Below are 19,979 nucleotides of genomic sequence, written 5' to 3' on the forward strand. Positions count from 1 at the left end.
ATCAAATTACCAATACTTATCTTGAATAAAAAATTATCCATAAAACCTAATCTAAAATTATTGGCAACAAAAAAAGCGTGTCGCCAGAATTGTTCCAGTAACACGCGACTGCTTTACGATTCTTCTAAGTGAAATTTTTTAATCACTTCTTGTTTTCGAAACTCAGTGATTCGACGCACTAGGTCTAGCGGTAGTGGTTGGTCCAAGGGTAGCTGAATGGCGCCCTTACTAGTCTTATAGGGTGTCAATTCAGATTGAAAAGCCGTTACACCACTCGGAGTTGGGTATAAACCAATATGATGTTTATACCAGGCAAAGTGAATCACATTTTCATGCCAGTAAAAGGTCGGCATTTGATATTTCATTTGTTCTTCGGCATCCGGTAAAACAGCCAAAATAGTCGCACGAAGATCGGTCAATTGCAATTGGACCGCGGCGGGTGCGGTCTGAATGTAACTTTCAATCGGAGTCATGAGTAAGCCTCTATTCGTAATTTTTAACCAGTTCAGCAGCTGGCATCACCTGTAATTGTATCCGCTTTCTAGCCACTTGTCACGAGTTCAAATTGAAGGCTTTAAGAATGGACCGGTTTTGAGAAACATTGTAAATATTCCTATTGAAGAGCTTGGTAATTTTACAAGATATACGTATTTGCTATATCAAGACATTCAATATAGGTATTTTACATTACTATGTTCTCGCATTATGATAATTTCAACGCTTTAAGGCAAGCGACATTTACATGTGAGAAGGGAAATTTTAAAATGCGAAAATTGAGTTTAATCCTCATTGGACTAGGTGCTGTTATTATTGTCGGAATTTTGTTGATTACCCATATCAACACCGAAAAAATTTCAGGCACCACCACCAATCAAGCGGTGGCAACTACCCAAAGTAACAATAAACGGTCCGACGGTAAGTCGATTGTTATTTATATGACCCACACCGGAAATACTGAGGCGGTCGCTAAGGCCATTCAAAAACAAGTTGGTGCTGACATTTATCATCTACAAACTAAGGAAAAGTACCCAACCAGTTATCAAAAAATGCTGAAGGTTGCACGTTCTGAACAGAATCGGAATGCACAACCACAGTTAGCTGGAAAACTGCCAAATCTAAAAGGGTATCAATACATTTTCTTGGGTTATCCAATATGGTTAGATAAAAATCCGATGGCCATCAATACTTTTCTTAATCATTACCCAAGCTTCAAAGGTAAAACAATTTTGCCATTTACGACTAGCGGTAGTAGTGGTTTAGGATCAAGCCTAACGGAATTGAAGCAGCATGCGAAACAAGCAAACTTCAGATCAGGACTTGGGATTACCGATGATAAGTTAAGTGACACAACCCAGCTAGTGAAGTCTTGGCTGGCAAAAAATCAGTTTTAAAACGACAAATTGGAGGGAATAAAGGTGGAATCAGTTCTTAAAAAAGCACTGGCTGGTGAGGTAATTGACTTCCAAGCGCCGGAATATGAAGTTGTTCCCAAAATTGCGAATGAAAACTCAAGAATTTTAGCTGAATTGAATGGACAATATCACACTGATGCGACAATCGTTAAACTGATGAGTCAAATCACGCGTCAAAATGTCTCCGTAACCAATACCATCATGCCACCATTTAATACGGACTTTGGCGCACACACTTACTTAGGTAAAGATATCTTTATTAATCGCAATGCGATGTTTGTTGATCTTGGCGGCATTTATATTGGTGACCAGGCTTTGATTGGACCAAACGTGACGTTGGTTTCAGTAAATCACATGGAAAATCCCGAATCGCGACGCAATTTAAAATGTGCCGCTGTGCATATTGGCAAGGGTGCCTGGTTGGGTGCTAATGTAACCGTGTTGCCTGGTGTCACGATTGGGAATCATGCCATCATTGGCGCCGGTGCCATCGTAACCAAGGACGTTCCTGCAAATATGGTTGCAGTTGGCACACCAGCGAAAGTCATTCGTAAAATAAAAAGCGAATAGCTTGTAAAAAAAGTGGGACTGCGAATCAATCCAAGTATATGTAAAATACGTATACATTTGTATTTTAGATAGGTATTAGACATTTTATACTTGAGAAGTTAGGCTTATCCATGTTATCAAGGTAGTCTCGAAATCGCTCATTTTGAGACTATTCTCAGATTAGAGAGGAAGTTTTTTTTAAAAATGAAAAAAGTTCTGATTATTGGTGCCAATGGTGGGACTGCACGTATTCTGACTGACCGGTTGTTAGATGAAACGACGGACCAACTGGTTTTATTTTTACGAAAAGCCGATCGATTAGCCAAATATGAAAGTAATCCACGCGTGACGTTGGTTGACGGTAACGTTTTGGACACTGAAGCATTACGATTAGCCATGAAAGACGTTGATATTGTTTATTCAAACGTCGGTGGCGCTGATTTAGGCCAACAAACACAAAGTATCCTGACTGCGATGCATGAAGCGAAACAAACGCGTTTAATCTTTATTAGTGCACTGGGTGCTCACCATGAAGTACCTGGCAAGTTTGGGGAATGGAATGAGCAAGCCATTGCGGCATTCCTACCTGGATTCCGTGAATCGGCTAAACTATTGGCCAACTCAGTGTACACAACATCTGAATCGGCTAAACTATTGGCCAATTCAGATGTTGTGTACACTGAATTACGGCCAGCCTAGTTGACGAATCAAGCTGAAATTGATTACGAAACCACCGGTGTTGATGAACCATTCAAGGGCACGGAAGTATCACGGGCTAGTGTTGCTGATTACGCCTTTAAACTAATCAAACATCCAGACTTAGCGGAGTGCTAGTGTTGGTCTAAACAAACCCAATACTGATGGTGATAAACCAATCCCAAGCATACGTTATGCGTATAGTAGCATGCTAATTTAGTGTTTTTCAAACGTTCCATATCGCCTTATGATGTAAACATTCAATTAAAGCACAAACGAAACATTATTTTGAAGGGGGCGTGTACGATGAATTTAAACAAGCACTTAGAATCAACGGAAAATCACTCACAAATTGATGGTCAACCAATCAAGATTTACCAATGAAACCTTATCTAAGATTGCAGAAGCCCATGGTAAAGGCGTTGGTCAAGTCGTTTTGCGTTGGCTCTATCAACGAGGCGTCGTCTCATTAGCAAAATCTGTTCATAAGAATCGAATGGAAGAAAATATCAATATCTTTGATTTTGAGTTATCAGATGCTGAAATGGTTCAGATTTCAGACCTTGATATGAAAGAATCTGCGTTTTTTGACCACCGTGATCCTAAAATGGTTGAAACCTTGGGCGGTCGCCAAAACTAATCAAAATTGAGCACTAATTAAGCAGATATAAGTTTGTAGTTAAAAACTTATATCTGCTTTTTTGCTTTATTTAGACAATTCAGCAAACGCCCAGCGAAAAAATGCTTTAAATAACTTTGCTAGTATAGCTAATGTGTGTCGGTTTTTCATAAACCAGTCAATTAGTCGATGAATTGTTAGACGTTTATAAAATGAGCCATCAAGATGCTTGTAACTAAAGAAATCATTAATTAACGATGATTAGAATACGTTTTTCAAATTTCCAAGCAGCTAATCTAAAATCCTGACTTATTTGAGATTACTTTTTGATATTTAAGCTCAGTGATTGCAATGTTTTTGATGACTTAAAATTAAGAAGATGTGATCTAGCGTCATAAACTACTAAAAAGACACGAGATTAGCAGTGTCGTGCAAATTAAGCCCAAATCCTGAGAGGGGTGTTTTTTTAGATATTCTAGTTTACATAATATATATTATACGAAGTAGAAGCGAAAAGTAAAATCCTCCCCCACGACCTAAATAAGTCCCCTCGGGCCAAAAATTTAAACATTGGCTTCAACGTCCTTGAATTTTGTTTCGGTTTCACTGATTAGTTCTAGTACTCATAAGCTAAAAAACTAAATTCAGAATTTTTAGGATCTAGAGATATTTTGTCAGCAACTATAAAATCATTTTGTGATTGTTTAAATTCGCTGCAGCCGTAAAATCATATGGATTAATAGCTACCAGACAATTTGAACCGTCAGCTTTAGATTTTGACTTCAATATGTGATTTGTCCGCTATTTGCTGGTCAGATAGCTTGAACTTCAATTCATTCGTGCCATCCAATTATATCGGTTTTATTGTGCTTGATTCTGGTGATGTTTAATGATCACTTATCTGTCTAACAATTGAACGTGTGCTTAGAATACGCCTCACAGCATCTACCTAATGGTTTGTTTTTTGGTTATTTTTGTGTTTTAGTTAAAGTAACAGATTATAACTAGAAAGGAAGCGTTCGCCCATGCCACTCCAATTTCCATACGAACAAAGTTTTGTTCAACAACTTGAAGCCGCTGGCAAACAGCAAACCACGATTGAACAATACCGATTAACGCTTGCTGACTTTTTCAATTATGAGCAACACTTTAATCCAACCTTTGCTCAAGACCAACTACTCGCTGATCTGACTGAAAACGATATTCAGGCTTATTTAGAAATGCTGCGTCAGCAACGTCAGTTTAAAACTTCCACGTTGAACAAGGCACTTTCTAATTTAAACGGCTATTTTAGCTATCTCTTTGAACATCGGATTATTACGACGTTACCAACGTTTAGCATCAAAGGTAAACCACTGACTAACGATCAGGACGCGTTACACTGGCCCGAGCAGTTATCCGAGTTACTGGCTAATGATGATCTCCACGTCTACACACGGGCATTCTTGCTGTTTACTTGCAAAGGATTTACCGCCCAAGAAATGCTTGCTTCAAATTTTAGCTCACAACTCAAACGTATCACATTCAGCAGAAGCGAACAAGTGTTCTTAGAAAAATTAACCGTTTTTTTACAACCACTTCAAACTAACGGCGCACGCGGCTACTTCTTAAAAATCCGGCAACGTGGCCAAGATCCACACTTGACACTGGCCGCGCTGCATAAGTATTTAGCGGGCGACAGCCAACGAATTGGCTTGCCGCTCAAACCAGTTACGCTACGCCAAAGCTTCATGCTGTGGTACTTGGACCAGCACCGTACGGACGCCCTTGAAAGTATCATGCACGTGCTTCGATTAGACGAAACGAGTTTAGCCTATTATCAAAACTTGCTCCGTAGACAAGATTTACGCGCGTTACAGGCAAAACGGGGATCGTCCCGATAAAAATAATAACCAGGGTTCATAATGAAAATAGCTGTTATTAAAACATTAAGCTTACATTGTTACAAAAACTTAACGATACTTTACAAACGAATCACAGCCTTTACAGTTGATTTGCTGCTTAGTTAAGAAGCTTTAACCCCCCTGTACAACGGGGCTTTGAGCCGTTAAACTAGGTTTATATTGTTACTTAAGTTTTTGAAAGGATGACTCTGATGACATTTTACCGCTGGCTTGAACCATTTATAGAACAACGTGGCCCGTTTGCTTCGGCAGCTCGTTACGCCCATTCCGATTTTGATTTTCCATTGACTAGTAATGTCCATGAATTGTCCGATTATATTACTTATTTGAATACTCGTGATTCAGTCAAGGAATCATTTTATTCCGCTTTGGATGCTTACCAGGCGGCCTAACTCAAAATTAAAAAGATCCAGTAGCTTACGTTTGTAGGCTACTGGATCTTTTTCTATCACTATGATTGCCAGTTTTCCTTAATGAACGTCTGACGACCACCCATCTCTTCAATCTGATAACGCCACGGATTACGACGATAAAAGTCTTGGTGCTCCGGCTCTGCCGGGTAAAACGGCTTTACAGCTTCGATTTTAGTGACAATTGGCATTGTGAAGCGTTCACTTGCTGCTAACGCCCGTTTCGAGGCTTCAGCAACTTGACGTTGTTCGGGACTATTAACAAAGATGACGGGCCGGTAACTATCACCACGGTCTTGGAACTGTCCAGACGCATCGGTTGGATCCGTTTGCCGCCAATAAATTTCAACGAGCTGCGCATAACTAATCACTGCGGAATCAAAGGTAATTTCCACCGCTTCAGTATGCCCAGTGGTGTGACTTGCAACCTGTTCATACGTTGGGTTGGGGACCGTCCCACCCGTATATCCCGAGATCACTTTTTCAATACCGGGTTGCTGGTCAAACGGCTTGACCATGCACCAAAAACACCCGCCTGCAAAAATAGCCGTATCCGTCATCTAATCACTCTCCGATTCTGAAAATAAGCTGACGTACTGCCCGTAGCCCGCTGCTTTTAATTGTACTGCCGGAATAAACTTTAGCGCAGCTGAATTAATACAATAACGGAGGCCGCCCTGGTCTTGCGGACCGTCCGGGAAAACGTGGCCTAAATGTGATTGTGCCTGACTAAGCACCTCGGTACGATGCATACCAAACGAATGGTCCTGATGCTCATGTAACTGAGACTGGGCAATTGGCCGTGTAAAGGATGGCCACCCACACCCAGCGTCGTATTTGTCTAATGAACTAAATAACGGTTCGCCACTGACAACGTCGACATATATACCAGCTTGATCGAAGTTATCATATTCCCCACTAAAAGGTCGCTCCGTGGCGGCTTCTTGAGTGACTGCATACTGTTCGGCCGTTAATCGTTGCCGTAAGTCGTTATCTTTTTCGCTCATTCAATCAAGTCCTTTTAATTATATAAGTTGTGTACAATCTAATTAACGTATACTATACGCTTCTATCCAATAATTGCAAAAAAGAAGCTCCCACATTGCTGTGAGAACTTCTCAAAAAAGGAATTTTAAATTTAAGCGTTAAAAGCGTCAGTCAATGGTGGTACGACTTGCTTCTTACGTGAAACGACACCTGGTAAGCTTAAGCGGTTATTAGCCAGCTTCTTACCAAAGGCCTTTTCAACAGGTTCCGTTGGGGCCCCAACGACTAATAATTCAGAGTCGCTGTTTAAGATGTTCGTTGCTAAGATCAAGAACAAATCATAACCTTCAGTTTTGTTTTCGTCCTTAGCAGCAGCTTCAAGTGCAGCTTGGCGCTTGAAGACGTCGTCTAAGTCCACCGTGTTGATTTGAGCAACCCGAACCGTTGAGCCGTTCATTTCGAAAGACTTAGCGTCCGCATCGATCAATTCTTTTTCAGACTTGCTATCAATGTTAGTCCCAGCTTTAAGCATTGCTAAACCATAAGTTTCGTAGTCTACGTCAGCAATCTTAGCCAAATCCTTAACAACGGCAACGTCAGTTGGTGTTGTGGTTGGTGACTTCAATAATAAGGTGTCAGAAATGATGGCTGAAAGCATCAAACCAGCTAACTTAGCAGGAATTTCAACCTTATTTTCTTTGAACAACTTGTAAACCACGGTGCTAACACAGCCAAGTGGTTCTGCCCGGTAAAATAATGGTTGAGTCGTTTCGAAGCCAGCAATCCGGTGATGATCAACCACGTGAGTGACCGTAACATCAGCAATATCGCTAACACTTTGTTGTGGTTCGTTATGGTCGACTAACATTACCTTATCAACTTCAGGGGCTGCCTTAGTGATGACCCGTAATGCTGGTTCGTCAAAGTGGTTCAAAACATACTTAGTTTCTTCGTTTGGTTCGCCCAAAGCAACTGGTTCGGTGTCCGCACCCAACTTATTTTCTAAATATGAAAAGGCCTTGGCCGCCACGATTGCGTCGGTGTCAGGATTTTGATGTCCAAAAACTAATTCCTTACTCATTAGCACAAAACTCCTTTAAAAACTATTTTTGATTAATCTTTTGTAACCGTGAAATATAATCGTCTGACCGGAGATAATTATCAAACTCATCCAAGAAATTCTTGATTCGTGGAATTTGATCCTTATCTTTACGGAAAACGAAGTTCAAATCAAACTTGATAGCTGGTTCAAACGAAACCGTATGAAGCTTGTCAACGGCTGGATTAGCTACCATGAATGAATTTGGTAATGCGGTATTGGTCTCAGTAGCGGCCACAAACCGATAAATTTGTTGTGGCGTCGTAAACCGGGCAACCGCAGTTGGTAAATCTGCCATTTGGTTCTTATATGATTCTTTAATCACTTGATCCAAATAGTAGTTTTCTGGATACATCGCCCAAGGTTCGCTGATTGTATCCTTGAACTTGATTCGTTTCTTTTTAGCCTGTTTAGGATCGCCAGAAATAAACAATAGTTCGTCTTGGATGATTTTCTTAGACTGGTATGGTTTCCAGTTTTTGATGCTTTCATCCGGAAGATACATGACAGCTAGGTCAATACGATTATTTTCCAAACGTTCCCAAATCTCTTTACGCGTTAACATATGGAACGAGATAATAACGTTGGGGTTGGCCTCGTAATACTTAATGGCAAAATCTTCAAACACGTGATCTTCAATTGAAGCCAAGACACCAATATTGATAGCCCCTTGGGTCGCACTAGTTGTTTGCTGAATTTCGTCCGTTGCCTTATTTAAAACGTCGTAAATGCTGTGGGTCGCATTTAACATGGTGTAGCCCGCATCGGATAAGCGTAATTTTTTCCCTACTGAATAGAAAAGTGGCGCACCGACTGTACGTTCCAATTTCTTAATTTGTTGGGTCAACGCCGGCTGTGTAATCCCTAAAATCTGGGCAGCCTGCGTATAATTCATAGTTTCAGCTAATTGCAAGAAATATGTTAAAGTCTTGGATGAAAAAATACTTTCTTGAGTTGTCTTCATGAATTTTACCTAATCCTTTCGTCTTATCATCATCTTATGATATCTATAATATTATACAAGATTAGATTTTAAAGCAAGCGCTTGTTATCGGTAAATAAACCTTAACTAATTATTACATGATAAAACATCCAACTTTATCTTACCGCTAAGGCCCAAATCCTTGCAAGCAATCGCATCGCTTAACGACACCACGCCTCATTATAACGCCACATTTACACCGTTAACGGCACTGGATGCAACTGCATCGTTACTGGTGTTCCTTCCGTATCCGTATCCACAACGAACGAGCCGTTTGAATACCGGGCACTGACTGGGTGATCATCACTCAAAATTGAATGATGTTTCCCACGGTCAGTCAGAACATCTAGGGCCACACCCGTCGCTGTTCCGTCTAATAAGACGTAATCAGCGATTCGGTGTGGGTTACTCTTCAGCTCACGTAAAACTTGAACCCCACGACGGGCCCGACTTGTGACTGGAATATCTGCGACCTTCATCTTTTTAAACGAGCCACGTTGTGTGATCAAAGCGACGAGGTCTTGTTCGTTTGCAATGCTTGCGCGAACGATTAAGTCATCACGCAAGTCCATCGACTTAACCCCGACTGCTTTGGCCCCAATTGTTGGGACCTCGCTTAAATCATAACGCAAACCGTAACCGTGCTGCGTCATCAAGACTAAGGTCCCGGTTGGTGCACTTGGCAAGTACTTGACGGTCACCACTTCGGACACATCCGTTTTCAGCTTCATGAACTGACTTGCCCGGGTCTTGTAGGTCCGTCCCGGAACGTAGTCGGCAAAAGCCGTTTGCTTGACGTAGCCATCGTTTGTCGCTACTAGGAACTTACCGGTTTCTTTAAGCGTCGCAAAGTTAAAGACCCACGTAATCCGTTCATTATCTGCTAAACCGATTGTCTGTGAGATGTGTTCCCCCGTGTCTTTCCACTTAGCGTCCGAAATTTCATAAACCGGCCGGTAAATCAAGTGACCCAGGTTGGTGAACATCATCAAATGATCCAGCGTATTATTTTTCGCCAAATAAATTGGGAAATCTTCATCCTTTAGCCCGTTGTCATCCGCATCAGACGCCGAGTACGACCGCAGACTAGTCCGCTTGATATACCCATCGTGACTAATCATGACGACCACGTCTTCTTGTGGAATCACAACTTCCGTCTTGACCTTCAATTCTTGAATCTCATCTTGAATTTCCGTCAAACGTTTCGTCGGGTAAGCCTTTTGAACGGCTTTTAATTCTTTACGCAAGACCTTGTCCAACTCTTTAGGTTCTGCCAAAATCTTGTGATAACTCGCAATGGCATCAGCTAATTCGGTGGCTTCCTTTTCAAGCTGCGTCACGTCGGTATTTGTCAATCGATACAATTGCATCGTAACGATGGCTTCGGCCTGTGGTTCAGTAAAGTCAAATTGGGTCACTAAGTTTTGCTTAGCGTCCTTCTTATCCTTGCTACCCCGAATCGTCTTGATCACTTGATCTAAGATCGACATGGCCTTGATCAGCCCTTGGACAATGTGCTGACGGTCCGCCGCCTTCTTCAAGTTAAACTGGGTCCGGCGAGTAATTACGTCGCGTTGATGTTCCAAATACGCCGTAACAATTGTCTTTAAGCCAACGTGTTCTGGCCGTTGGTGATAAATTGCCACCATATTAAAATTATACGTAATTTGGAGGTCAGTATTTTTAAAGAGGTACGTTAAAATTCCTTCGGCGTTAACGTCACGCTTCAGTTCAATCACGATTGATAATCCTTTACGGTCACTTTCGTCACGAACTTCAGCGATCCCTTCGATCTTCTTCATGATCCGAATTTCGTCCATCTTTTTGACCAATTGTGCTTTATTCACTTCGTAAGGAATCTCTGACACTTCAATCTGTGACTTATTCCCCTTGATTGGCACAATTTTAGTCCGTGAACGAACGACAATGCGACCACGACCGGTCTCATACGCTTGCTTAATTCCTGATAACCCTTGAATAATACCGCCCGTCGGAAAGTCAGGACCTTTTACAAAGTCCATCAAGTCTTCCAAGCTAGCTTTAGGATGATTCATCAAGAAAAGAATTGCATCGATGACTTCGGTCAGATTATGCGGCGGAATTTCCGTTGCGTAACCCGCAGAAATCCCAGTGGCCCCGTTAACTAATAAGTTCGGGAACCGGGCCGGTAAGACCGTTGGTTCATATTCAGTATCATCAAAGTTTAAAACCATATCGACAGTCTGCTTGTCGATATCTTGCAACATTTCACCCGCAATTTTACTCAACCGCGCTTCGGTATACCGCATTGCGGCCGCCGGATCACCATCCATCGACCCGTTGTTACCGTGCATTTCAATCAACGGTTCCCGGAGCTTCCAGTCCTGACTTAATCGGACCATCGCTTCGTAAATCGAAGAGTCCCCATGGGGATGAAAATTACCCATGACGTTCCCAACTGATTTAGCCGACTTCCGAAAGGCCTTATCATACGTATTACCGTCTTGATTCATCGCGTACAGGATTCGCCGTTGCACGGGTTTCAACCCGTCACGAATATCCGGTAACGCCCGCTCTTGAATGATGTACTTAGAGTAACGACCAAAGCGATCGCCCATGACATCTTCAAGCGTTAATTCCTGAATTTTTGGTTGTTCATTTGCCAATTTGCGACCCCCTTTAATGTTTCAACTGTTGGGCTAACTCTTCATCAGCCTGTTCGTGCGCAGAAGAAACCGCCTCGTTATCTAACAGCGAACCGTCTTCATCAAGGTTAAAGTGAACGTTACTTTCGATCCATTTCCGGCGCGGTTCCACTTTATCACCCATCAGCGTTGTGACCCGCTTTTCAGCTAGGGCAGCATCATCGATCCGTACACGGACCAACGTCCGCTTTTCAGGATCCATGGTCGTTTCCCACAGCTGTTCGGCGTTCATTTCACCTAAACCTTTGTACCGTTGTAGCGAATAACCTTTTCCAAACGTCTTCGTTCGTAAGGCTAACTCTTCATCGGTCCAAGCGTATTCAGTCCGCACTTGTTTTCCTTGCTTCTTCTGTAACCGGTATAACGGTGGCAAGGCAATGTAAATCTTACCCGCGTCGATCATCGGTCGCATGTATTTATAGAAGAAGGTCAGCAACAAAATCTGAATATGGGCACCATCGGTATCGGCATCGGTCATGATGATAACTTTGTCGTAATTACTCGACTTAATATCAAACTCTGGTCCGACACCAGCACCAATCGTGTAGATCATCGTGTTGATTTCTTCATTTTTAACAATGTCAGGTAACTTAGCCTTCTCAGTGTTCAAGACTTTCCCACGTAAGGGTAGGATGGCCTGAAACTTCCGGTCACGCCCCTGCTTAGCTGAGCCACCGGCAGAATCCCCTTCGACTAGGAAGAGTTCATTACGCTTAGCGTTTTTCGATTGTGCTGGCGTTAGCTTTCCTGACAATAATCGTTCTTGCTTATGACGTTTCTTACCGTTACGGCTTTCGTCGCGCGCTTTACGGGCGGCTTCACGCGCTTGCCGGGCCTTCGTAGACTTACGAATCAGCATTTGCGCAAACTCACCATTTTCCATTAAGAAAAATTGAAGCTGCTCACTAACCACGTTATCAACGATTGTCCGGGCTTCCGGTGTCCCTAATTTTTCCTTAGTTTGACCTTCAAACTGTAGTAGGTTTTCAGGAACCCGCAGTGAAATCACAGCGGACAATCCTTCACGTACATCGGAGCCTTCAAGGTTTTTATCTTTATCCTTTAACAAGCCGATCTTCCGTGCATATTCATTGAACGCTTTAGTCCAGGCACTACGGAAACCGACTTCATGGGTCCCACCATCTGGCGTCCGCACGTTGTTAACAAACGAAAGTAAGTTTTCGGAGTAGCCGTCATTATATTGTGCGGCCACTTCAACTTCCACGCCTTCCTTCGTGCCGTCAAAGAACATGACGTCACCTAACGTGTCTTTATCTTCGTTTAAATAGCCAACAAAGGCCTTAATACCGTCTTCGTAATGAAACTCGAGTTCCTGTTCCTGATTTTCGCGTTCGTCCGTCAACGTGATTTTAACGCCCCGTAGTAGGAAGGCTGATTCACGTAGTCGTTCCGCTAACGTTTGGAAGTTATAAACCGTCGTTGTAAAAATACTAGCATCGGGCTTAAACGTTAATGTCGTTCCAGTCGGTTTGTTGGTCTTACCCTTTTTCTCAAGCGTACCAACGGGATGACCACCGTTCTTAAAATGTTCAACGTAGCGGTAGCCGTCACGGATGATGGTCACCGTCAGTTCAGTGGACAGCGCGTTAACAACACTGGCACCAACCCCGTGCAACCCACCGGACGTCTTATAGCCGCCCTGACCAAACTTACCGCCGGCATGGAGAATCGTTAAAATAACTTCAGGGGTTGGAATCCCAGAAGCGTGCATTCCGACCGGCATTCCACGACCATGATCGACGACGGTGATACTATTGTCCGCGTGAATGATCACGTTAATTTCTTTACCGTAACCGGCTAACGCTTCGTCAACCGCGTTATCAACGATTTCATATACTAAGTGATGGAGTCCGCGGGCGTCCGTTGAGCCGATATACATACCCGGGCGTTTCCGAACGGCTTCTAATCCTTCAAGGACTTGGATCGAAGAATCATCGTATTGCTGGGTTTTCTTTGCCATTCTCACAACTCCTTAAAATTTTGTTTTTTTATGATGTTTACACCTATTAGTCTGATTGGCTTGATTTAACAGCCTTGACACCGCTAACTAAAGCTATGCAAATTTGATTATAGCACAGGAAACTAATTTTTCAGCGCTTTTTTTAGTTTTAAACGTGGCTCAGGCGGATTTTAAGCCACACTTCAGCCAAAATTTAACTAAATTTAAAAATTAAATCCTCAAAACCAGTCTCACTAATTAGCGAATGTATGTTCGCTTTATTGTAGTTAGTTTGACCCTAGTTTGTCAACCAGAAACTTTTTAACCCCCTAACCAGTAAAGCATGCTAAAATATTGAAGTGATTCTATTGCAGGAGGAATTTATTTTGATTTTGAAAATTGCAATCATGCTGATCGTGGCCTACCTTATTGGCGCGATTCCTTCAGGTGTCATCATTGGCAAGCTTTTCTTTCATACTGATATTCGCCAGATTGGTAGTGGTAACATTGGCACGACCAACACGTACCGCGTTCTCGGACCAGTTGCGGGGACCGTCGTCATGACAATGGATATCTTAAAGGGAACCATCGCTGCTTTACAGCCAACCCTTTTGTTCCACCTAGATAATCGTTACACGTTACTGATTGGACTTGCCGCAATTCTAGGCCATACCTTTTCCATCTATATCGGGTTTAAAGGTGGCAAGGCAGTTGCAACGAGTGCCGGCATCCTACTCGCCTATAACTGGCAATTCTTTTTAATTGCGAGTGCAATCATGCTGACACTGGTCTATATCACCAGCATGGTCAGCGTCGCCAGTATGACGTCGTTTCCAATCGTCACGTTGATTGCGATTTTCTATTACCGCGACCCACTATTGTCGGTTGTCGCATTAGTTTTGACTATCTTCATCTTCTACCGTCACCGTAGCAACATTGCCCGGATCAAAAACGGGACCGAATCATTGGTCCATTTCGGTCTTGCTTGGCGGCGCCAACAGGCTAAAAAGTAAACTTTAAATACCACTTTCTTAATTGAAGGTGGTCTTTTTGGACCCAGTGTGGGTAAACTGGTTGTGGGTTATGAATTGTTTTTTTGTTGTTAGTTAAAGTAACATGTTACAAATTCACTTGCTTACACCTACTTTTATACCTAAAAACCGTCTAACCACTTATGATTAGACGGTTTTTGCATTTATTTAGAAGAACTTGATTTCATAATGCGCGTTGAATGTCTGGTTGGCTGCCAATTGGTTGATTCCCATCTTGTGGCGTAACTGCCCATCCGCGTTCACGTTGTCCGCAATGCCCCACCATGGTTCGAGGCAAACAAACGGTGCATCCCCAGGATATGGCGACCAGGTTCCCACGTAAGGCGCATCTTCAATCGTCATCGCAACCCCGTGGTCGTCTAAGTCTGAGCTCAGCATCAACGTCGTTTCTTGTCGTCCTAAGTCTAAGATGACCGCGTCGTCTTTAAAGAAATCCCGAGTCAGTGGTAACGGCTTTGTAAAGTCGATGTCATCCGCGTTGTCCGCATCGTTTAACGGTGCCTGTAAAGGAATATGCGGATAAACCTTCTTCGGTGCCACCGTCAACGTATAGTTCTCTAAACGGCCGGCAGGGTCCGCTAACGGCACGTTAAACGCTGGGTGCCCACCTACTGAGAAGAGTAGCTCTTGGTTAGCTGGATTATGCACTTCGTAACCGACCGTTAACTCGTGATCATTTAACGTGTAAATAAGGCGTAAACGGAAAGCAAACGGGAACATCTTACGCGTTTCCGCGCTATCCGTTAATTCCAAGGTCGCACTGGTTGCCGTGTGAGCAACGACCGTAAAGTCGTTATCCCGCGCAAAACCATGTTGACCCATGTGATAAGGTTGACCGGCTACCGTGAACTGGTCATCCTTTAAACGCCCGACAATCGGGAATAGGACCGGCGCATGCCGTCCCCAGTACTTTGGATCAGCCTGCCACATATATTCAATCCCATCCGCCGACTTAACACTGCTGAGTTCTGCCCCGGCTTCGTTAATCTTGACGGTGAGGTAATCATTCTTTAGTTCAACTGTCATTAGTTCAAAACGCCCCCTAGTTTAAATTATAAGATGTAACGACTTAGATCCTTGTCTTCAGCAATGTTACCAATGCGGTCATTGACGTAGTTTTCAGTAATCGTAACTTCGCCCATTTCCATATCGGGGCCTTCATAAAGTAATTCTTCCAATAATTTTTCTAAGACCGTGTGTAAGCGCCGTGCCCCGATGTTTTGGGTCTCGTGATTGACCTTATAAGCAATGCCAGCAATCGCTTCGATGGCTTCGATCGTAAAGGTTACTTTAATGTTATCCGTCCCAATTAAGGCGATGTATTGCTTAATTAACGCGTTCTTTGGTTCCGTTAAAATTTTGACGAAGTCGTCCTTACTCAAGTCGTCCAATTCAACGCGAATTGGGAAACGTCCTTGTAATTCAGCAATCAGATCACTTGGTTTACTTTCCGCAAACGCACCGGAAGCAATAAAGAGAATGTGATCCGTATTGATTGGTCCGTATTTGGTTGAAATTTGAGAACCTTCAACGATTGGTAAAATATCGCGTTGGACCCCTTCACGAGAAACTTCCCCAGAATTTTGTTGTCCACCAGCCGTGATCTTATCAATTTCATCAATAAAGATAATCCCAGTGTTTTCTGCCCGAACAATGGCATCGTGGTAAATATCCGCACTGTTGACCAATTTTTCGGATTCTTCTTTGACCAAAATTTCACGCGCTTCAGCAACCGGCATCGTCCGCTTGATCCGCTTCTTTGGCATGATTGACCCTAAGGTATCACCAAGGTCAATGCCCATTTGGCCCAGCATGTTATTATTGCCGGCAGCAGCTTGTTGCGGATCATCCATTTCAATAGTCACGTCCGAGTTTTCTAACTGACCGTTTTTAAGTTGATCAGCAACTGACAAACGCTGGTTGCGAACTTCATCCGTTACTTCTTCGTTGTTATTGTCATCCGCATTAGGCATTTGACCATTTTGCATCTGACTGAACATGTTCATCATGTTCTGGAAGTCATTCCCATTCCGGTTGTTTTGCTTCTTTTCAGCCGGTACCAGCAATTTGACTAACCGTTTATCAGCTGCGGCAACGGCGCGTGAACGAACGTCCGAGTACGCCGACTGTTTTTCCATTTCAATCGAAACGTCAACCAAGTCACGAACCATGGATTCAACGTCGCGACCCACGTAACCAACTTCGGTAAACTTCGTGGCTTCGACCTTAACGAACGGTGCCTTGACGATTTTTGCCAACCGACGGGCAATTTCAGTTTTCCCAACCCCGGTCGGTCCAATCATCAGCATGTTCTTAGGCGTAATTTCATCCTGCATATCTTGTGATAATTCCATCCGCCGGTAACGGTTACGTAAAGCAATCGCCACGGCTTTTTTGGCGGAATTTTGACCAATCACGTAGCTGTCTAAAGCAGCTACGATCTGTTTAGGCGTTTTATTGATTTCTTCCATCAGAATTCTCCTTTGATTATAAGGCTTCGGAAATAACGTTATGGTTGGTGAAGATATCGATGTCACCAGCAATGTTAATGGCGGCTTCAGCAATTTCTTGCGCGCTCATATCTTGGGCATGCAACTGCATCCCGCGTGCTGCGGCTAAGGCAAAGTTACCGCCAGAACCGATTGCCAAGACGTCGTTATCGGGACTAATGACTTCACCACTCCCGGAGACCAAAAACATTTCATCCTTATCCATCACAATCAGTAACGCCTCTAGTTTTTGTAAGGCTTGATCGCCACGCCATTCCTGGGCAAGTTCGACCGCAGCCCGTTGCAAGTTACCCGAATATTCGTTGAGTTTCTTTTCAAAACGGTCTTCGAGGTTGAATGCGTCCGCGACACTTCCGGCAAAACCCACGACAACTTGGTCGTTATAGATCCGACGAACCTTGTGCGCAGTCCCTTTCATGACGACCTTTTCACCCATCGTTACCTGACCGTCTCCGGCCATTGCATTGTGCCCGTTTTGACGAACGGCACAAATCGTAGTTGCTTCAAATTTTACTGGCATAGTCAATCTCCTTTACATTACTTCCGCGTTGCCCGCGGGAAAAAGTTGCGATAATCCTGTTGTAAGTGCTCCTTAGTGACGTGCGCATAAATCTGCGTCGTGGACAGACTGGTATGACCCAGTAGTTCCTGGACAGTCCGCAAATCGGCGCCATTGTTCAGCATCTGCGTCGCAAACGTGTGCCGCAACATATGGGGGTGAATGTCCGCGGTCAAACTGCTCTTCTTCACAATTTGATTTAAGACGTATTCAACGCCCCCGCCGGTAATGGCTCCGCCGTGACGGTTAATAAAGACCGTCGTGTGTTGCTGGCCATACTTCGCCATCACAGGCGTTCGGCAGACCTCATAATAGTGTTTCAGCGCACTGGCCGCATAACGCCCAAACGGCACGTAACGCTCCTTGTCACCTTTCCCACGAATCAACATCATTTTCATTTCAAAATCGACATCGGCAAGCTGTAAATCAACACACTCACTGAGTCGGATACCCGTTCCGTATAGGACTTCCAGCAGGGCCGCATTCCGCGCACCCATCACCGTATCATCCGCATACACCGTCTGAAATAAAACGTCGAGCTCCTTTTGGTAAAAGAAGCGTGGTAAGCGGGCGGCGTGTTTCTTTAACTGAACATATACAAACGGGTTCACCTTCGCCAAGTCATTTTTAACGAGAAAGTTATAAAACGACCGTAAGCTAGACACCTTCCTAGCGATTGAATTGCGCGTCAGGTGTCGATCATATAGATGGCTTAAGTAAACGTTCACATCCAGGTGGTCAATTTCAGTATACGCTTTCGCACCGCCGTTTGCCGTTAAGAAATCATTAAAAGCTTGGATGTCTTCCCGGTAAGCCGCGGCGGTTTCGTCTGAATATTGCCTTTCAACCCGAATGTACTTTAAAAAAAGGGCTAAATAGTCTGTCTCCATACAAAAAACCTCCATACGTTGCTACTTTAGCAAAGTATGGAGGAAAACACAATTATGTGCCTTGTAAGTTAGTTTTCGCTGGTCACGGTCTTCGTCAACGCCGTATTTCTAAACGTTTCGAGGTCGGCCAACGCGCGCTCAGAAATGGCGGTGTTACGTTCACGCTTATCGCGGATCCGCTGTTTCAATTTCGGCACGATTCCAAAGTTCGCGTTCATGGGTTGGAAGTGGCTCGCACTCGTATGGGTAATGTAATGGGCCATTGCACCCATCATGGTATCCGTTGGGAAAACAACGGGGTCTAACCCGAGTGCCAACCGGGCCGCGTTGGTCCCCGCAACGATCCCGCTGGCTGCACTTTCGATATAGCCTTCAACCCCGGTCATCTGGCCCGCAAAGAAGAGGTCTGGCCGCTGCTTAGTCTGGTACGTTGGTTCTAATAATTTTGGCGATTTCATGAAGGTATTGCGGTGCATGACCCCGTAACGCACGAATTCGACGTTTTCAAGTCCAGGAATCATGGAGAAGACCCGCTTTTGTTCGCCCCACTTTAAATGGGTCTGGAAGCCAACGATGTTGTAGAGGTCGCCCGCCGCGTCATCTTGACGCAATTGGACAACGGCAAATGGTTGCTTACCCGTCTTTGGATCTTCCAACCCAACCGGCTTAAGCGGACCAAATAGCATCGTCTGACGGCCGCGTTGAGCCATCACTTCGATGGGCATACAACCTTCAAAGACGTCTGAATTTTCAAAATCGTGTGATTCGGCCATTTCAGCGTGAATCAACGCGTCGTAAAAGGCGTCAAATTCTTCTTCGGTCATCGGACAATTCAGGTAGGCCGCTTCGCCACGGTCATAACGTGACTTCAGGTAAACCTTGTCCATGTCGATCGAGTCCTTCGTTAAAATTGGTGCAGCCGCGTCAAAGAAGTGTAAATCATCTTCCTCGTTAAACGCCTGAATCGACTTTGCTAGTGACAACGCAGTCAGCGGACCAGTGGCCACTACGGTGATGCCTTCAGGTAAACTCGTCATTTCTTCATTAATAACTTCCACGTTGTTGAGGCCGGTAATGGCTTCGGTGATTTCCGCCGAGAACGTGTCTCGGTCTACGGCTAAGGCGCCACCGGCAGGAACGGCGTGGTGTTCAGCCGCCTGCATCACGATTGAATCCATTTGGCGCATTTCGGCCTTAAGCAAACCGGCCGCGTTTGCGAGCTGGTTTGCCCGCAATGAATTCGTACAAACTAATTCTGCAAATTGACTCGTATGGTGCGCCGGAGTCATTTTGCTAGGGCGCATTTCGTATAAACGAACGTTTACACCCATATTTGCGATTTGCCATGCGGCTTCGGAGCCCGCGAGCCCCGCACCGATGACGTTTACGGTTGGTATTGATGCCATCCAGAATTCCTCTTTTCTTATAAAACACATACCGTTGATAGTATTGTGGTAATCATACCGGAGATAGCCCCATAATACAAACCAGCCACTCGTTATTTCACCAATGGACGGGGAAAATTAATCCCGTCAGCACTAAGCTCACTTCTCAGCATAACCGAACGTTACATTCCCAAGCACCGGGCTGACCCCCGTATATTTTGGCAATCAGTCACTTTTACCTTAATATTATTATTTTGATAGTCAGTTAATGTCCGGAAATC

The 19,979-nt window shown here is 44.0% G+C and carries 17 protein-coding genes and 2 pseudogenes; 7 read left to right on the top strand and 12 right to left on the bottom strand.

What is annotated here, in order from left to right; genetic code table 11:
- Positions 1–113 precede the first annotated feature (113 nt).
- Positions 114–473, bottom strand: coding sequence for an iron chaperone (locus IV64_RS10320; protein ID WP_057707164.1), 360 nt, complete (start codon positions 471–473; stop codon positions 114–116).
- Positions 474–764: 291 nt separating this feature from the next.
- On the opposite strand from IV64_RS10320, the gene IV64_RS10325 reads away from it, so the two are divergent.
- The 6 genes and pseudogenes from IV64_RS10325 to IV64_RS10350 all read left to right on the top strand — a co-directional run bounded on the left by IV64_RS10325 (position 765) and on the right by IV64_RS10350 (position 5,572).
- On the top strand, positions 765–1,391 hold the full coding sequence (locus IV64_RS10325) for a flavodoxin (protein ID WP_057707165.1): 627 nt from the start codon (positions 765–767) through the stop codon (positions 1,389–1,391).
- A 24-nt stretch (positions 1,392–1,415) separates the two neighbouring features.
- Positions 1,416–1,982: a DapH/DapD/GlmU-related protein gene (locus IV64_RS10330; RefSeq protein ID WP_237757330.1), complete on the top strand. Its 567-nt coding sequence runs from the start codon at positions 1,416–1,418 to the stop codon at positions 1,980–1,982.
- Between the two features lie 183 nt (positions 1,983–2,165).
- Positions 2,166–2,877, top strand: a pseudogene (locus IV64_RS10335) (NAD(P)H-binding protein).
- A gap of 153 nt (positions 2,878–3,030) precedes the next feature.
- Positions 3,031–3,297, top strand: a pseudogene (locus IV64_RS10340) (aldo/keto reductase); the annotation flags it as partial.
- Between the two features lie 1,004 nt (positions 3,298–4,301).
- Positions 4,302–5,159, top strand: a complete 858-nt coding sequence (locus tag IV64_RS10345) for a phage integrase N-terminal SAM-like domain-containing protein (protein WP_057707167.1) — start codon at positions 4,302–4,304, stop codon at positions 5,157–5,159.
- 212 nt (positions 5,160–5,371) lie between these two features.
- Complete coding sequence (locus IV64_RS10350) at positions 5,372–5,572, top strand: YozE family protein (protein WP_057707168.1); 201 nt, start codon at positions 5,372–5,374, stop codon at positions 5,570–5,572.
- Positions 5,573–5,631: 59 nt separating this feature from the next.
- Here IV64_RS10350 and msrA read toward each other — a convergent pair whose 3' ends face one another.
- The 6 genes from msrA to parE all read right to left on the bottom strand — a co-directional run bounded on the left by msrA (position 5,632) and on the right by parE (position 13,323).
- On the bottom strand, positions 5,632–6,150 hold the full coding sequence (msrA, locus tag IV64_RS10355; RefSeq protein WP_057707169.1) for a peptide-methionine (S)-S-oxide reductase MsrA: 519 nt from the start codon (positions 6,148–6,150) through the stop codon (positions 5,632–5,634).
- Complete coding sequence (gene msrB / locus IV64_RS10360) at positions 6,151–6,597, bottom strand: peptide-methionine (R)-S-oxide reductase MsrB (RefSeq protein WP_057707170.1); 447 nt, start codon at positions 6,595–6,597, stop codon at positions 6,151–6,153.
- A gap of 131 nt (positions 6,598–6,728) precedes the next feature.
- On the bottom strand, positions 6,729–7,658 hold the full coding sequence (locus tag IV64_RS10365) for a manganese-dependent inorganic pyrophosphatase (protein ID WP_057707171.1): 930 nt from the start codon (positions 7,656–7,658) through the stop codon (positions 6,729–6,731).
- 22 nt (positions 7,659–7,680) lie between these two features.
- Positions 7,681–8,640 carry a LysR family transcriptional regulator gene (locus IV64_RS10370; RefSeq protein ID WP_057707172.1) on the bottom strand — a complete coding sequence of 320 codons (960 nt, stop codon included), beginning with the start codon at positions 8,638–8,640 and terminating at the stop codon, positions 7,681–7,683.
- 212 nt (positions 8,641–8,852) lie between these two features.
- Positions 8,853–11,303 carry a DNA topoisomerase IV subunit A gene (gene parC, locus IV64_RS10375; RefSeq protein ID WP_083491640.1) on the bottom strand — a complete coding sequence of 817 codons (2,451 nt, stop codon included), beginning with the start codon at positions 11,301–11,303 and terminating at the stop codon, positions 8,853–8,855.
- Between the two features lie 13 nt (positions 11,304–11,316).
- The gene (gene parE / locus IV64_RS10380) at positions 11,317–13,323 is read right to left on the bottom strand and encodes a DNA topoisomerase IV subunit B (protein ID WP_057707173.1); all 2,007 of its coding nucleotides are present in this window, start codon (positions 13,321–13,323) and stop codon (positions 11,317–11,319) included.
- A gap of 371 nt (positions 13,324–13,694) precedes the next feature.
- Between parE and plsY the strand changes: the two genes are divergently transcribed.
- Entirely contained in the window at positions 13,695–14,315 is a 621-nt protein-coding gene (plsY, locus tag IV64_RS10385; RefSeq protein ID WP_083491653.1) for a glycerol-3-phosphate 1-O-acyltransferase PlsY, read from the top strand.
- A gap of 186 nt (positions 14,316–14,501) precedes the next feature.
- Here the strand turns inward: plsY and IV64_RS10390 are convergent, their stop codons facing one another.
- From IV64_RS10390 to trmFO, 5 genes are all read right to left on the bottom strand, one after another.
- On the bottom strand, positions 14,502–15,380 hold the full coding sequence (locus IV64_RS10390; RefSeq protein ID WP_057707174.1) for an aldose 1-epimerase family protein: 879 nt from the start codon (positions 15,378–15,380) through the stop codon (positions 14,502–14,504).
- 26 nt (positions 15,381–15,406) lie between these two features.
- Positions 15,407–16,825: an ATP-dependent protease ATPase subunit HslU gene (hslU, locus tag IV64_RS10395; RefSeq protein WP_057707175.1), complete on the bottom strand. Its 1,419-nt coding sequence runs from the start codon at positions 16,823–16,825 to the stop codon at positions 15,407–15,409.
- A 16-nt stretch (positions 16,826–16,841) separates the two neighbouring features.
- Positions 16,842–17,384 carry an HslVU peptidase proteolytic subunit gene (hslV, locus tag IV64_RS10400; RefSeq protein WP_057707176.1) on the bottom strand — a complete coding sequence of 181 codons (543 nt, stop codon included), beginning with the start codon at positions 17,382–17,384 and terminating at the stop codon, positions 16,842–16,844.
- A gap of 17 nt (positions 17,385–17,401) precedes the next feature.
- Complete coding sequence (gene xerC, locus IV64_RS10405; RefSeq protein ID WP_057707177.1) at positions 17,402–18,313, bottom strand: tyrosine recombinase XerC; 912 nt, start codon at positions 18,311–18,313, stop codon at positions 17,402–17,404.
- 68 nt (positions 18,314–18,381) lie between these two features.
- On the bottom strand, positions 18,382–19,719 hold the full coding sequence (gene trmFO / locus IV64_RS10410; RefSeq protein ID WP_057707178.1) for a methylenetetrahydrofolate--tRNA-(uracil(54)-C(5))-methyltransferase (FADH(2)-oxidizing) TrmFO: 1,338 nt from the start codon (positions 19,717–19,719) through the stop codon (positions 18,382–18,384).
- Positions 19,720–19,979: the final 260 nt, after the last annotated feature.

Origin of the sequence: Lactiplantibacillus xiangfangensis, from assembly GCF_001438845.1 — a bacterium.
Taxonomy (GTDB): Bacteria; Bacillota; Bacilli; order Lactobacillales; family Lactobacillaceae; genus Lactiplantibacillus; species Lactiplantibacillus xiangfangensis.